Annotated in this window: 13 protein-coding genes; 3 read left to right on the top strand and 10 right to left on the bottom strand. The window is 34.3% G+C overall.

Translation table 11 applies throughout. The features are described 5' to 3' along the window. Positions 1-40 precede the first annotated feature (40 nt). From IEW40_RS05260 to dnaB, 7 genes are all read right to left on the bottom strand, one after another. Entirely contained in the window at positions 41-1,429 is a 1,389-nt protein-coding gene (locus IEW40_RS05260; RefSeq protein ID WP_229663388.1) for an amidohydrolase family protein, read from the bottom strand. A gap of 165 nt (positions 1,430-1,594) precedes the next feature. Further along, on the bottom strand, positions 1,595-4,000 hold the full coding sequence (locus IEW40_RS05255; RefSeq protein WP_188617029.1) for a TonB-dependent receptor: 2,406 nt from the start codon (positions 3,998-4,000) through the stop codon (positions 1,595-1,597). 145 nt (positions 4,001-4,145) lie between these two features. Next, the gene (gene nadC / locus IEW40_RS05250) at positions 4,146-5,015 is read right to left on the bottom strand and encodes a carboxylating nicotinate-nucleotide diphosphorylase (RefSeq protein WP_188617028.1); all 870 of its coding nucleotides are present in this window, start codon (positions 5,013-5,015) and stop codon (positions 4,146-4,148) included. A 3-nt stretch (positions 5,016-5,018) separates the two neighbouring features. Continuing rightward, positions 5,019-6,176, bottom strand: a complete 1,158-nt coding sequence (locus IEW40_RS05245) for a PDDEXK nuclease domain-containing protein (protein WP_188617027.1) — start codon at positions 6,174-6,176, stop codon at positions 5,019-5,021. A 12-nt stretch (positions 6,177-6,188) separates the two neighbouring features. Continuing rightward, positions 6,189-7,769 carry an L-aspartate oxidase gene (nadB, locus tag IEW40_RS05240; RefSeq protein WP_188617026.1) on the bottom strand — a complete coding sequence of 527 codons (1,581 nt, stop codon included), beginning with the start codon at positions 7,767-7,769 and terminating at the stop codon, positions 6,189-6,191. A gap of 127 nt (positions 7,770-7,896) precedes the next feature. Further along, the gene (gene rnhA, locus IEW40_RS05235) at positions 7,897-8,373 is read right to left on the bottom strand and encodes a ribonuclease HI (protein WP_188617025.1); all 477 of its coding nucleotides are present in this window, start codon (positions 8,371-8,373) and stop codon (positions 7,897-7,899) included. Positions 8,374-8,462: 89 nt separating this feature from the next. Beyond that, complete coding sequence (gene dnaB, locus IEW40_RS05230) at positions 8,463-10,025, bottom strand: replicative DNA helicase (protein WP_188617024.1); 1,563 nt, start codon at positions 10,023-10,025, stop codon at positions 8,463-8,465. 183 nt (positions 10,026-10,208) lie between these two features. Here dnaB and IEW40_RS05225 point away from each other — a divergent pair, with 183 nt between their 5' ends. Together IEW40_RS05225 and IEW40_RS05220 are read left to right on the top strand one after the other, a co-directional pair. Then, a complete protein-coding gene (locus IEW40_RS05225; RefSeq protein ID WP_229663387.1) occupies positions 10,209-10,787 on the top strand; it encodes a phage tail protein in 579 nt (192 codons plus the stop codon). Positions 10,788-10,790: 3 nt separating this feature from the next. Beyond that, complete coding sequence (locus tag IEW40_RS05220; protein WP_188617023.1) at positions 10,791-11,468, top strand: T9SS type A sorting domain-containing protein; 678 nt, start codon at positions 10,791-10,793, stop codon at positions 11,466-11,468. A gap of 28 nt (positions 11,469-11,496) precedes the next feature. On the opposite strand, the gene IEW40_RS05215 is transcribed toward IEW40_RS05220, so the two are convergent. Beyond that, the gene (locus IEW40_RS05215; RefSeq protein ID WP_188617022.1) at positions 11,497-12,732 is read right to left on the bottom strand and encodes an MFS transporter; all 1,236 of its coding nucleotides are present in this window, start codon (positions 12,730-12,732) and stop codon (positions 11,497-11,499) included. A gap of 58 nt (positions 12,733-12,790) precedes the next feature. On the opposite strand from IEW40_RS05215, the gene IEW40_RS05210 reads away from it, so the two are divergent. Further along, positions 12,791-13,126 (top strand): DMT family transporter, encoded by a 336-nt coding sequence (locus IEW40_RS05210; RefSeq protein ID WP_188617021.1) that lies wholly within the window; start codon positions 12,791-12,793, stop codon positions 13,124-13,126. Here IEW40_RS05210 and IEW40_RS05205 read toward each other — a convergent pair whose 3' ends face one another. Together IEW40_RS05205 and IEW40_RS05200 are read right to left on the bottom strand one after the other, a co-directional pair. Continuing rightward, a complete protein-coding gene (locus IEW40_RS05205) occupies positions 13,127-14,629 on the bottom strand; it encodes a GH3 auxin-responsive promoter family protein (RefSeq protein ID WP_188617020.1) in 1,503 nt (500 codons plus the stop codon). A gap of 63 nt (positions 14,630-14,692) precedes the next feature. Continuing rightward, positions 14,693-15,292: an outer membrane beta-barrel protein gene (locus IEW40_RS05200; RefSeq protein WP_188617019.1), complete on the bottom strand. Its 600-nt coding sequence runs from the start codon at positions 15,290-15,292 to the stop codon at positions 14,693-14,695. Position 15,293: the final 1 nt, after the last annotated feature.

Here is a 15,293-nt window from a genome sequence, read left to right as displayed (position 1 = left end):
GCCTGTAGATTACAAAAGCTTAATAATCGATTTATAAAATCTATTGAATAGAATTTTTAACAAAAGCATTCCATTCTTTTTGAAGATGTAATTTTGCTTTTTGCTTTTCCGAAGTATTCAAAGAAGAGAATTCTATGCTGTTAAAAATTAATTTTTTTAAATCTTTTACCGTTAAATCCCAATTCATAAAAGCCATCCAAAAATCATAAGAAAGGCCATCATACCCGAAAACACCAGGGTCATCACTATTGATGGAAATGTTGACATTGTTGGCCAAAAGTACTCTTGCAGGGTGGTTTCTTAGGTCGCTTACATAGCCTAATGTTTGATTGCTGATAGGGCTTACTTCAATCAAATTTTGTTTTTGCTTCACTTGCTCCATCAGTTTTGGAAAATAGATAAGGTTCAGAGCATGACCTATTCTTCTGTTATTTGCCAGAGGAATTTCAGAAATATTGTGGTTGTGAATGCTGCAACTTTCGCCAGCGTGAAGATAAAGCGGAAGTTTCACTCTGTATTTTTTCTCTAGATTTTTCATATTTTTCCAAAGAGGGTTAAAATAAGCTACAGAATTTCCGCTAGCCTCATCTGCGACCAAATCAAACCCTGTAATAAAATCTGGATATTTCTTTTTGAGTTGATAAGCTTTTTCTAATTCTTTTTCTACTATGGTTTTGTCTAAAAACTTCAAGCTGGTATAAATAATTTTTACAGTAAATTCAGGATGAGTTTTCTGGATTTCTTTTTCTATTTTTTTTAAGTCAAAAACAGCGGTTTCTATCGGATAATCTTGTCTTTCATCATCAAATAATTGCCCGAAAATATACCTTATTTCTACATGTTGCACATGGTCTTTTATCAATTCTTGGAAGGCTTCTTGGTAATATTCCTTAAAAATCGGGCGGTAGGTAAGTAAACTTCCTATTCTTTGAAATCTTTTTTCAAATTCTACCCAATAATCTATGTATTCTGAAAGATTATTTCTTTTTAAAGTGAGTAATTGAAGCAGTTTTTCTTTGGCATTGCTGTCATTTTTTAAAAAATCTTTCAATTTTATAAAACCATTAGGAACTTCATTTTCTTTAAAAATCATCAATTGACCAAAGGGGTGTTTTTGTTGATTGGTATCTGTAAAAACATAACAATTTTCATAGGCTGCCGCTTTATGTATCAACCATTCGGCATTTGTAATTCCTCCGCTGTGGCTGTGAAGTAAAGCGCCTTTGGGCATTTTTTGGAATGTTTTATAGAGCGTAGAATTTTCTATCAATGGTTTTAGAGTAGAAAAAGTGGTGGTGTAGATAGGGAGTTTATCTTTTTCTGCATTGTTTAATATTTCGGTTTTCAGCAGTGATAATTTGTTGTCTAAAACTTGCTCATCTTTTGAAAGAGACGTTGTGTTTTGCGCAATTAAAAAAAGAGAGTTCAAAGAGAAAAAAATAAGATTGAAGAACAATCTTAGGGGGAGCTTGTTGAATTTTTTCACTATCATCATAGTCCATTGAAATTCACACAAAAATACTAATCATTTTTGAGATATGCACAAAAAAAAATCCCGACTGTTAAGCCGGGATTGTATCATAAAAGATTTTGATTAGAATTTGTATGAAATAGAAGCATTCCATGTTCTACCAAAACCAAAGAAAGCTTGGTTAGCAACGTCAATACCTCTGTAAGTTGCTTTAGTAGAAGAACTTACGTTGATGTTTGTTCTCATGTCAGAAATATAAGTTTCATCCAATACGTTGTTTACATTGAATCTGAAACCTACAGAATTGTTGTTTTTCATATTAAATCTAAGAGATAAACCAAGGTCTAATAGGCCATAAGATGGTAATTTAACTGCTGGAACATTTTTATTCAAATTGGTTGCAGGGTCAAAACCAGAGTATAAATTATCATTAAATCTATAAGTTCCATCCACTTTTAACCAGTTGGTCACATCATAGTCTACACCTAGAGCAGCTGTGAACTGAGCAGCGTCTCCAACTTTAAGGTCTTTGATTTTAAGAGTTCCTTGTCCTACCACTTGGTTAGTAGCATCATCTATAAAGGTCGCTTCTACATCTTTGTCATAGTACCAATCACCGATTGAGAACATTCCATTTACAGATAATTTATTAATTGGTTTTGCGGTGAAGTCAAATTCAATTCCTCTATGGATTTCCTTGATTCCTAATACGTTTGCATAATATGTAACGGTAGATGGTCTGTAAGTAACTCTCTTAAAGATATCTCCCCAACTTGTGTTGTATAAGTTTACGTTTGCATTGAAGAATTTAGATCTAAAACCATATCCTAATTCAAAAGACATTACCTTTTCATTTTCTAAATTAGGATTAATTTTATTTGTATTATCTAAAAATACTGCGCCAAAGAATGGTTGTCTTTCGTAGTATCCTCCGTTTACAAATACATTGTGGTGGCTATTGATGTTGTAATTAGCACCAGCCTTTACATTGTAACCAATTTTGTTAACGGTTTTGGTTTTTTGGTTTTCAGGAGTATATAAGAAATAATCAACTCTTTGGAAACCTTGGTTTGAAACAGAAGCTTGTGCAAATGCGGATAATCCACCAATATTATATTCCATCTGACCGAAACCACCAATCCAGTTGACAATACCATCATTGTTATACATTATTTTTGTTTCGTCAGTTTTTCCGCCAAAAGGGTTCCAATTTGGACTGGCTGAATAAGCGTCTATGATAACTCTGTTAGGATTATTGATGTCTGTTTTATCATTGTAAGAACTAGCTCCTAAGAAATCACTCATAACTCTGTAGTGAAGACCTTTGTAATATCTGCCATCTACCCCAATAGTGAAATTAAAGTTGTCATTTACTTTGTGGTTTAAACTTGAAATAGCTCCAAGCCAGTTGTGTGAGTTGATAGAAGATCTTCTAGCAAGAGCAGCAGAGTTATTTGCTTTATTAAATAGGTATATTCCGTCAAAGTCAATTGTACCATCAGCAAGTCTATATTTCTCTATACCACTTGTAGATCCTACAGTACCAGTACCACCACCTCTACCAAAAGAAGCATAGATTACGGTAGATAATTTGGTAGCACTAGATATTTTATAATCCCAGTTTAATGACATTACTGGTTTATGATAATAGTTTCTAGTGTAAGAAAACTCTTCACCACTTAAATACCCCCAGTTTTCATTATATCTTCTATTAGGCTCTCCATTTTTTCCATATTTAAGATAGTTTTCAATTTTAGGAGAAAAAGATCTTTGATTGTGCCATTGTGGAGCTCCTGTAATGGTAAATTGGAAGTCATGCTTAGCATTTGGATTAAATCCTAATGCGAAATAATAGTTATATCCTTCAAATTCTGTTCCGTCTGCATACATAGAACCAGCAGTTCTACTCATTAAGAAAGAAGATGACCATCCTTTTGCACCTTTCCCTGTGTTGTAGGAAAATAAAGTTTTGTGGTATCCGTCATTTCCAATTCCTAAAGTGATATTACCTTGTTGTTTTTTATCAGCAGATCTTGTCAATACGTTAATTGTACCTCCTACAGAAGCAATTGCTAATTTAGAAGAACCTAAACCTCTTTGTACTTGCATAGCTGATGTTACATCTGATAAACCAGCCCAGTTAGACCAATAAACAGCACCATTTTCCATGTCGTTTACAGGTACCCCGTTAATCATAACCGCAGTGTTTCTTTGGTCGAAACCTCTTACGTTAATTCTTGAGTCTCCAAAACCACCTCCTGATTTAGTAGCATACACTGATGGGGTAGTGTTTAAAATTTCAGGAAATTCTTGGTTCCCTAGTTTTTCTACAATAACAGCTTCTTTAATGGTAGAAACTGCAACAGGGGTTTTTCTGTCTTTTGCAATATCGGCTACACCTGTAAGAACCACTTGGTCAATGTCTTTTGATTTTGTAGAATCTTTTTCGGTTTGCGCAAATGCTACTGTAGCAGCAGTAAGAGCAATAACAACTGAAAGCCTTGACTTTCCTAAATAGTTGGTTTTCATAAATTTAAATAATTTCTAAGGTTGTTTTCTTGATGCGGCTAAAATACTACTTTTTTCATTAACTAAAATTAACACAATGTTAAAATTTTTAACTTTTTTTGCGAATCACAAAAACCACGCTCTAGAGCGTGGTTTGGGGTGTTTTTTATTTTATTGCTTTGAGACTCAGGTCTATATTTTCTGCAGAGTGGGTAAGTGCTCCCGCCGAAATATAGGTGACTCCTGTTTGGGCAATATCGTTCAATTGCTCTCTTATAATGCCACCTGAAGCTTCAGTTTCACATCGGCCATTAATGAGTTTTACGGCTTCTGACATGGTTTTTACATCCATATTGTCTAGCATGATTCTATCAATTCCTTTGCCTGCAAGTTGGGCAGCTTCTTCTACTTCGGTTAGATTTCTGGTTTCTACTTCTACTTTTAAATTTAATTTATTTTTTTTGAGATATTGTTGCGTCATTTTCACTGCATTGGTGATGCTTCCGTTATAATCTATATGATTGTCTTTTAGCATTATCATGTCGTACAGTCCATATCTATGGTTGGTGCCTCCGCCAATAGCAACTGCCCATTTTTCACAAATTCTAAAATTAGGTGTGGTTTTTCGGGTGTCTAGAAGTTTGGTTTTGGTGCCAATAAGCCTAGAATCCCAATCGTGAGTTAGGGTGGCGATGCCGCTCATTCTTTGCATACAATTAAGAACCAATCTTTCGGTAGAGAGTATAGATTGTGCTTTTCCTGTAACAATGAAAGCAATATCGCCTACTTTTGCATTTTCTCCATCTTTGATGAAGATTTCTATTTTCAAATTTTTATCAAAAGTTTTGAAAATAATTTCAGCCAATTCTACCCCTGCTAAGATACAATCTTCTTTCACCAAAAGTTTGGCACTTTGTACCAAATCTTCTGGGATGGTAGATAGCGTAGAGTGGTCACCATTTTGGATGTCTTCTTCCAAGGCAGATTTTATAAATTGTTTTAAGGCTTTATCGGTAGCGTAAGTTGGGCGTTTCATTTATTATAAATTTTTGAGTTCATTTTCTATTTCTTCTATGCTTGGTAAAGAAGATTTAAAGTTTTTAGGCAAAATTTTCTTAAGTTCATAAGACGAAATACCTAAAGGTTTGTGCAAATCAGTAAGAGAATATTCTGCTATAATATTATTTTTGGTTTTACAGATGATGAGTCCAATAGTTGCATTATCACTTTCGTCACGCAATTGCTTGTCAATGGTAGTAACATAAAAATTTAATTTTCCTGCATGCTCTGGCTCGAGTTCTCCTGTTTTCAATTCTATTACTACATATCTTTTAAGTTTGATGTGATAGAAAAGCAGATCAATATAGTACGATTTTTCTGCTACTGTAATTTCAAATTGTTTCCCTACAAAAGCAAAGCCACTTCCTAATTCAATCAAAAATTGTTGAATATTATCTATTAATGCTTTTTCTAATTCTTTTTCTTTATAATTTTCTGTAATGGTAATAAAATCGAAATTGTAAGGGTCTTTCAAGGTTTCTTTTACTAAATCACTTTGATAATCAGGTAATGTTTTAGAAAAATTGGTGACGGCTTTTCCTTGAGATTGAAATAAATTGCCTGAAATCATATTTAGTAAAACAGCTCTGCTCCAACCATTTTCTATGGTTTTATTAATGTAAAAAAGGGCTTCTTTTGTTGTTTTACATTTGGTTAAGATTTGTATATGATGTCCCCAAGGAATTAAAAATAGTTTTTCGAAAGTTTCGTTAACAAGTTGTTGACGATTTATATTTTCTGAAATTCTAACAAGCTGTTGGAGACTTGTGTTTTCGTTATCAATTTGTTTAATTTCCTTAATTGATTGATTATCTGTGTTTTGAAAATCATCACCAACTTGGTAACGATTTGTAAACTCATTTCTATAAAAGAGATAAAAGCGTTTAAAAAATTTCAAATTAGTTTCAGAAAACCCTTTAATTTCAGGAAATTCTTTTTTTAAGTCATTACTTAATTGTCTAAAAAATCCAGAGCCATAAGTGTTTTCAAAATTTCTTTCGGAAATTTTCTTTCCTAGTTCCCAATACATTTCTATTAAAGCAGAATTTACTTTTATGGCTGCTTTAATTTGGCTTTGCTGAATTTTTTGCTTTAATTCAAAAATCCAGGTTTTGTATTCAGGGGAAGATAAATTCATTTGATTGAAAAATTAATTTTTCACAAAATCCTTATTATAAAATGCACCTTTGTTTTCCGTCATTTCTAAAGAATTTTTGATGATGAGGTAAGATACATTCACCAGATTTCTTAATTCTGAAAGCTCTGGCGAAATCACAGAATAATTATACAATTCCGTTACCGCTTCGAAGATTTCTTTTTGTTTTTTTTGTGCCAGTTTCAATCGGTCATTACTTCTTACAATGCTTACTAGGTCGCTCATCATTTCCTGAAGTTGTTTTCTAAGGTAGGTAATCAGTACCTTTTCTTCCATTACTTTCATTCCTTCATCATTCCATTCAGGTACGTTTTGCAAGTCAAAGTAATTAAATTCGTCAATATTTAATAATTCTACGGTTTTCATGGCTGCATTGTGTCCAAAAACCAATCCTTCTAGTAAGGAGTTGGAAGCTAGTCTGTTAGCGCCGTGTAACCCAGAATTGGTGCATTCTCCTACCGCAAAAAGATTTTTGATAGAAGATTGTCCGTCTTTATCCACCACAATTCCTCCCATCAAATAATGACTTGCTGGCACTACAGGAATCAGTTGCTTGAATGGGTCTATACCTTCATCCATACATTTTTGATAAATATTGGGGAAATGTTCTACGAATTTTTCTTTGTCCATTTCTCGGCAGTCTAGACCTACAAATTCGTCACCCGAAATTTTCATTTCGTTATCAATAGCTCTAGCCACAATATCTCTGGATGCCAATTCTTCTCTCTCGTCATACTTATGCATAAATTTTTCGCCATTTTTTAAGCGAAGTTTTGCGCCATCACCTCTCACTGCTTCGGAAATTAGAAACAACATTCCGTCTCGTTTAGAATACATAGCAGTTGGATGAAATTGAATGTATTGCATATTAGAAACTTTACCTCTGGCTCTATGTACAAAAGCAATTCCGTCTCCCGTAGCGATTATAGGATTGGTGGTGTTTTTATAAACATGACCACAGCCGCCAGTGGCTACCATGGTTACTTTGGAGGTGATTTTCTTTATTTTTTTGTTTTTTTGGTCTAGAACATACGCTCCATAACAGTTCAAATTGTCTTTATCAAAAGTTTTATTCGGAATGTGATGTTGGGTAATTAAATCGATAACGTAATGATAGTCAAGAATTTCTATGTTTTCAGATTTATTACAATATTCTAAAAGTGCACGCTCAATTTCGGCACCAGTAATATCTTTGTGATGTACAATTCTAAATTCTGTATGGCCACCTTCTCTACCCAGTTTGTATTCGCCGTCTTCTTTTTTATCAAAATTCACACCCCATTCTACAATCTCACGGAAACGTTCTGGCCCTTCTTTTATCACCATTTCTACCACCTCACGATTATTTTCATAATCTCCTGCTCTCATGGTATCGTCGATATGTTTTTGGAAATTATCGGTATCAAAATCCATCACTACAGCCAATCCTCCTTGTGCATATTTGGTATTGGTTTCGTCTTCTTCGGCTTTGGTGACGATGGTGATTTTGGCATCTGGTAATTTTTCAGAAATTTTAATGCCATAGGAAAGCCCCGAAATTCCTGAGCCTATGACGAGTACATCTGTTTTTATCATTTTTTGTTTGAAGTCTAAAGTTTTGGGTCTAAAGTTATTGAAACTTTAACCAAAAATAAGGATTTTGAAAACAATAGAAAGAAATTCACCCAAAGAAATTCATTTCGAAGTAAATTCACCATTCATTTTAAAATAACCCGCCTTCTTTCTGGTTTTCAAAAAAAGTATCTGTTTTTAAATTTTCAGATTGAGAAGCTTTTACGGCTAATTGGTCGCAAATTTCATTTTCAGGATGACCAGCGTGTCCTTTAATCCAATGAAATTCTATTTTATGTTTCCTAAAAAGTGGAACAAATCTTTGCCATAAATCAGGGTTTTTCACATTTTTAAAACCTTTTTTTATCCACCCGAAAATCCAATTTTGGTTGATGGCGTCTGCTACATATTTAGAATCGGTAAAAACATGAACATCATTTTCAGGGTTTTTTAGTTTTTCTAAAGCTTCAATTACAGCGAGAAGTTCCATTCTGTTATTGGTGGTTAATCTAAAGCCTTCGGAGAAAGTTTTTTGGTATTTTTTTTCGGGAACGCGCATTAGAATTCCGTAGCCTCCTTTTCCGGGATTGCCACTACAAGCTCCGTCTGTGTAAATTTCGATTTTCATGTAAAGTAAAGTTGTAAATCGTAAAGTTGTAAAATCGTTTAGCGAAAATACACTTTTTACGATTTTACGAATCTTCTATTTTACATTTTTTAAAATGGCATTTCCTCATCTTCATCATCATTCATTGCAGAACCAGAGATATTTCCGTTGTCAGGCATTCCAAAAGCGGCCCCAGGATCTACGGAAACTCTCAGTTTTTCAAAGCCACCAGGTTCGTCTTGTTGTGCAAAGCCAGAAGTATGATAGTTTCCGAAAATATCTAAATCTGAGAATTTTGCCAACGCTCCATGGAAAGAAAGTCTAACGTCTGCAATAGAACCATTTCTGTGTTTAGCAATAATAAGTTCGGCTTGGTTGGCAGAAGGGGTTTCGTCTTCCCATTGTTCTATTTTGTAATATTCTGGTCGGTAGATAAAAGACACAATATCAGCATCTTGTTCTATTGCTCCAGATTCTCTAAGGTCAGAAAGTTGAGGTCTTTTGTTAGGTCTGGTTTCTACAGTTCTAGATAGCTGAGAGAGGGCAATTACAGGCACATTTAATTCTTTGGCAATTGCTTTTAAGGAACGAGAAATGGTTGCAATTTCTTGTTCTCTATTTCCGCCACCTTTTCCTCCAGAATTGGCAGTCATTAGCTGAAGGTAATCTACCATAATGATTTTTACGCCGTGCTGCATCACCAATCTTCGGCATTTTGCTCTAAAGTCAAAGACGGAAAGAGCGGGCGTTTCGTCTATATAAAGTGGAGCGCTTTCTAGTGCAGAAACGTTAGAGAAAAGTCTTTGCCATTCTTCTTCAGACATTTGTCCTTTTCTTAATTTTTCTGAGGAGATTCCTGTTTCAGAAGCAATCATTCTGGTAATTAACTGTACAGAAGCCATTTCTAGAGAAAAAAGCGCCATCGGAATATGATGGTCTACACAGATGTTTCTTGCCATCGAAAGGATAAAAGCGGTTTTTCCCATGGCGGGACGAGCTGCAATAATGATGAGGTCAGAGTTTTGCCAACCTCCAGTTTCTTTATCTACATCTCTAAATCCAGACGGAACGCCAGAGAGTCCTTCTTTGTCTTTTAGAGATTTTATCTTGTCTATGGCTTCTTTTACCAATGAATTGGCAGTGTCAAACCCTTTTTTGATGGTTCCGTTGGTAATTTCGAAGAAAGATTGTTCAGCCTTATCAAGAAGTTCGAAAACGTCAGTAGATTCTTTGTAAGAATTGTCTATCACGTTGGCAGAAACATTAATTAAACTTCTTAGAATGAATTTTTCTAGAATTACACGTACATGATATTCGATGTGCGCAGAAGAACTTACGCCCATTGTTAAATCAATAATATAATGGTCACCTCCTGCTAATCCAAGTTTTTCGTTTCTTTTGAGGTCTTGGATTACGGTCATTAAGTCTACAGGTTCGTTTTTCTCATACAAACGAAGAATGGCTCTGAAAATTTCTTGATGTCTTGGGTCGTAAAAGACCTCAGGGCTTAGTAAATCGATAGAGTAGTCTAATCCTTTTTTGTCAATTAAAAATGTGCCAATAACCAATTTCTCGAATTCTACAGCATTGGGCGGCATTTTGCCGTTTGAGATAGAGAGTTCCTTCGCGAAATTGCCATGTGTTAATGATGATAATGTTTCTTTTTGTGCCATAACTCAGCAAATATAGTTTTTTTGATTTTTTTATCGATTGAACTTTATTAACAAATATATTCAATTTGTGTCTAATGCTCTTGTAATCAATGCATTGCTTTGTGGAAAAAATAAACTTAATATAAAATTTTAATTAATTTAACAATAATTGATTACTTTTATAAAATTAAAAACTTATTTATTATGAAAAAAATTCTATTAATTGGATTGTTTGCAGTTCTTAGCATGGGAAAAACTTACGCACAAGAAGCATTCATAGGAGAAATTAAAATGTTTGCAGGTAATTTCGAGCCTAGAGGTTGGGCTTTTTGTGATGGTAGGCTTTTGTCTATTGCACAAAATTCGGCGTTATTTTCTATTCTAGGAACTACCTACGGAGGTAATGGTCAAACCACTTTTGCACTTCCTGATTTAAGGGGGAGAACTCCTGTAGGTTTTGGGCAAGGACCAGGTTTGTCACCTAAATATTTAGGAGAACAATTTGGCTCAGAAGCAGTGACGCTTACGATATCGCAAATGCCTGCTCATAGTCATACAGTAAATGCGGTAACTTCTGAAGGGAACTCTAATTTGCCTACCAATAGTTTGCCTGCAAATACCAAAACTTTAGACAAGGAATATTCTACTGAGCAACCCAATACGACCATGAAAACTGGCATGATAGGAGTGACAGGCTCTAATCAACCAGTAAATGTTACGCAGCCATCACTTGGCATGAACTATATTATTTGTCTTGAAGGTATCTACCCATCTAGAAACTAATGTATGAAAAAACTACTCTTTTTTGTGCTTTTGTCTTCTATGATGAATGCGCAGACCATCACGTTTAAAGGTTGTATTCCTTTGTTTGATGACCAAGATTTTATTTTCAATAAAACAGGAACAGATGCTACAGGTAGAAATATTTACACTACAACGCCAATAGATCCAGCGCAAGATTGTTCGGGTTTAGGGACATGTGAATTCAAATTTCAGTGGAATAATTCGACCAATAAATGGGAATTTCTTGCAGACAGTGGAAATGGAGATTTTGTAAATCCTTACCTTATCTATTCTAATAATTCTGCGAGTACTCCTAATCCTCCAGATTTAAGCTTAGGAACTTGGCAAGAAAATACAGCGGATACCAGTGGCGGATGTGGGGGTAATCTTACGGCTGCTAATGCTACACTTACAGGAGAGGTGCAAAGTTCCGTTTTAAGGACTTCAGATTTAGAGGGCTTAGATTTCAAAGCTTATCCTAATCCAGTAAAAGATGAATTGATTTTTTCGGGTAATCTAAAAATAAACTCCATCAATTTATTTTCATATTCAGGTCAAAAACTTTCTGAACTTAAAATTACGAATGGTAAAGTTAATTTAAGTCACCTTAAGAAAGGATTTTATATCTTAAAATTAGACACTGATAAAGGAGAAAAAACTATTAAAATCATTAAAGATTAATATAAAGAGCCGAAGAAATTCGGCTTTTTTAATATTCCATTTTCCTTAACTTAGGAACAAATTTCCCTACAAAAAGGGCTATAAGCACAGTCATGGTTCCTCCAAAAACCACAGACCTTACTACGCCTAATGCTTTCGCCATCACTCCACTTTCGAATTGTCCCATTTCATTGCTCGACATAATGAACATAGAGTTGACACTCATTACCCTACCCCTAATATGGTCAGGTGTTTTTAATTGTACAATGGTTCCTCGGATGACTACTGATATGCCATCGAACATTCCGCTGAGCATCAAAAGGAAGAATGAGAGCCAATACAATTTAGACAATCCAAACCCTATGATACACATCCCAAATCCTGCCACAACACCAATTAGTATTTTTCCTTGATTTTTTCTCAAAGGGATAAATGATAAGGTTACAATAATCATCATAGAACCTATGTCTGTAGCAGCATTCAGAAGTCCAAAACCATCTGCGCCTACTTTTAAAATATCACTGGCATACACCGGAATCATAGCTACTGCTCCACCGAAAAGTACCGCAAACATATCTAAACATAGCGCACCCAAAATTTCTTTGGTTTTATAAATATATGAAATGCCTTCTTTTACAGAAGACCAAATTTCTAATTCGTTTTTTTTATTTTCAGAAGGTTGCTTATTGATTTGAATGAAAAATAAAGATGCCAATAAAATAAGAAATAATATGACGACCAATGTCCATTTAATGGTAATGAGTGCAATCAAAAATCCTCCCAAAGCATGACCAGAAACCGATGCGGTAAGAAAAGTGGCTTGATTGAGGGTGATGGCATTGGGCAATTTTTCTTGTCCTACCATTTTGGGAATCATTACAGGTGCAATAGGACCGATAAAAGCTCTACAAATTCCTGTAAAAAATATAATTCCGTAGATGTAATACGTGATTTCGTGGCCTGTAAAATGAAGATTCGATGCATAAAAAGCTGGAATCAATAGCAGGGCAATAAGTAGAAAATACCCCGAAGTACAAAGCAGAAGCATTTTCTTTTTCTCGTTCATATCAATTACATGACCTGCATACAAAGCGGTAGAAACAGCGGGAATAACCTCAGAAAGACCAATTAATCCAATGGAAAAAGGGTCTTTTGTAAGTTGATACACCCACCATCCCAATAAAGTGGCAAGCATTCTAAAAGCTAAAATCAAAAAAAATCTTCCAGTAAGTAGGTTTCTAAACTCTTTTATTTTGAGAGTTTTTATGGGCTCTAGAGAAATCATCGGACAAAGATAACAGAATTACCAGAATTTTTTGATTGGTAAAGTCTATATTTGTACTATGAATTGGTTAATACTCATCATCGCAGGATTGTTTGAAACTTCTTTTGCGTTTTGTTTAGGAAAGGCACAGCAAACTTCTGGTAAAGAAAATCTTTATTGGTGGTTGGGGTTTTTGGTGTGCCTATTTCTCTCGATGTTTCTCATGTACAAAGCTATTTCTGGCGAAAATGGTTTGCCAATCGGTACCGCTTATGCCGTTTGGACAGGGATTGGCGCAGTAGGAAGCGTTTTGATGGGGATTTTTTTCTTTAACGAACCTGCTACTTTTTGGCGTGTTTTTTTTGTGTCAACTTTAATTATTTCTATTGTAGGTTTGAAAGTTGTGAGTGAATAATTAAATTTTAAACTTCCCTAAAAACTCCCCAATCTTTCTATCATTTGCCAAACGTGGGATTTTGTTTTGTCCGCCCAATTTTCCTTCAGATTTTGCGTATTCTTGGAAGGCGTTTTTCTGTAATTTGGTGATTTTCAAAACTTGCAAAATATTTCCAGCAATTAAATCATCATAATAGGTGTTTCTTTTGCGCATTTCTAAATCCAGATTTTGTCGGAAATTTTCCAAATTTTCAGGCTCTTTTTCAAACTCTATAAACCATTCGTGATAAGGCAATTCTCCATTTTCAGGATTTACTTGTGGCGCGAGATGAAACTCTGTAATCTGTGCTGGGAATTTCTCTACCGTTGCTTTCATAGCTTCTTCCACTTCAAAAGCAATTACGTGTTCGCCAAAAGCCGAAGTAAAATGTTTCGTTCTACCAGAAACCAAAATTCGGTGCGGATTTTTAGAAATAAAACGAACCACATCACCAATAGAATATGCCCAAAGTCCAGAATTTGTCGTCAAAATCAATGCATAATCTTTGTGGAGTTCAATATCTTTTAAAGTCAATCTACTCGCATTTTCTTTTCCGTATTCTTCCAAAGGAACAAATTCATAAAAAATGCCGTGATTGGTTTGTAGCAAAAGTCCTTCTTTCTGATAATCATCTTGAAACGCAAAAAATCCTTCACTAGCTGGAAATGTTTGAATAATATCTACTTTTCCGCCAAGAAGTTCTTCCATTTTTTCGCGGTATGGTTCATAGTTGACACCGCCCGTTACAATGAGTTGAAGATTCGGAAAAAGTTGTTTTATTTTTTTGCCATTTCTTTCAATCAATTTTTCAAAATACATAATCAACCAAGGCGGAATTCCCGAAATCAAAGTCATATTTTCCTTTTCGGTTTCTTCTACAATTTTATCTACTTTGGTTTCCCAATCTTCTATGCAATTGGTTTCGTAACTCGGTAATCTGTTTTTTTGTAAATATTTCGGGATGTGATGTGCCACAATCCCCGAAAGCCTACCCGTTTTTATGCCGTTTTTATCTTCCAATTCTGGTGAACCTTGCAAGAAAATCATTTTTCCGTTCACAAAATCGGCATTATTTTTTTGAGCAATATAATGGAACAATGCAGATTGCGCCGCTTTTACTTGGTAATCCATTCCTTCTTTGGTGAGAGGAATATATTTGGTTCCCGAAGTAGTTCCCGAAGTTTTAGCGAAATATTCTGGTGTGTTTTCCCAAAGAATATTTTTGTCGCCGTGTTTTACTTTTTCTATGAAAGGTTTCAGGTCTTCATAATCAGAAATTTTTACCTTTTTCTGAAAATCTTCCACTGTTTTAATCTCCGAAAATTGGTGTTGAAGCCCGAAAAGAGTTTTTTCAGCAGATTTCACCAAATCAAGAAGTAAATGTTCTTGAAGTTGTTCTGCATTATTTTTATAGTTATCAGTCTGCTTTACATGGTTTTTTGCCCACATTTTAGCCACTGTTTTCTTAATAAAACCTATCATTTTACAAAAATAAATAAAAAACCGATGAAAAGTCATCGGTTTGCTATATCTAATGATTTTATTTTAAAAATTAAATCTTAAGCCCAGATTGGGGGATAAGACTGAAGAATTACTATAATACCTTTCGTAATAGGCATTGCTAATGTCTATTTTTGTATTAAGATATTGATAATCTACACCTCCAATTATATTTATAGTTCCTTTTTTGTCAATATGATAAACCAAGTCAGAACCTAAACCATAAGTAGTTCCGTCTTGAGAATATTTAGAATCATTGCCTGCAACTTTTCCACTGATTTGTATTCCGCCAATTAAAACTTTTGCGGTTAAAGTGAGTTTTTCATTTAAATTTTTGTAATAAAAACCACCGAAATTATAGTTTAGCATATTAATTTTGGTAAAATTTCCATAAACTTCTGGATTTTTAATGCTTAAAAAATTATTTCTGATGTCAAATAAAATTCCGAATTTTTGAGAAACTTTATATTGAAAGCCAATAACAATTCCAGGCGAAGTTTTGAAGCTATCTTTGTAAAATTTATCACCAATTCCTGTTACCATTTGAAACTTTAAATCAGCAGAAAATTTAGAAATTTTATTTTGTTCTTGTGCGTTTGCAAAACCAAAAAAAAGCAATGTGAAAATATATAAACTTGTTTTCATG

It is taken from the genome of Cloacibacterium rupense, assembly GCF_014645495.1.
GTDB classification, from domain to species: Bacteria; Bacteroidota; Bacteroidia; order Flavobacteriales; family Weeksellaceae; genus Cloacibacterium; species Cloacibacterium rupense.
Note: the sequence above shows the minus strand (reverse complement) of the source record. Positions and strands in the feature narration are given on the sequence as shown.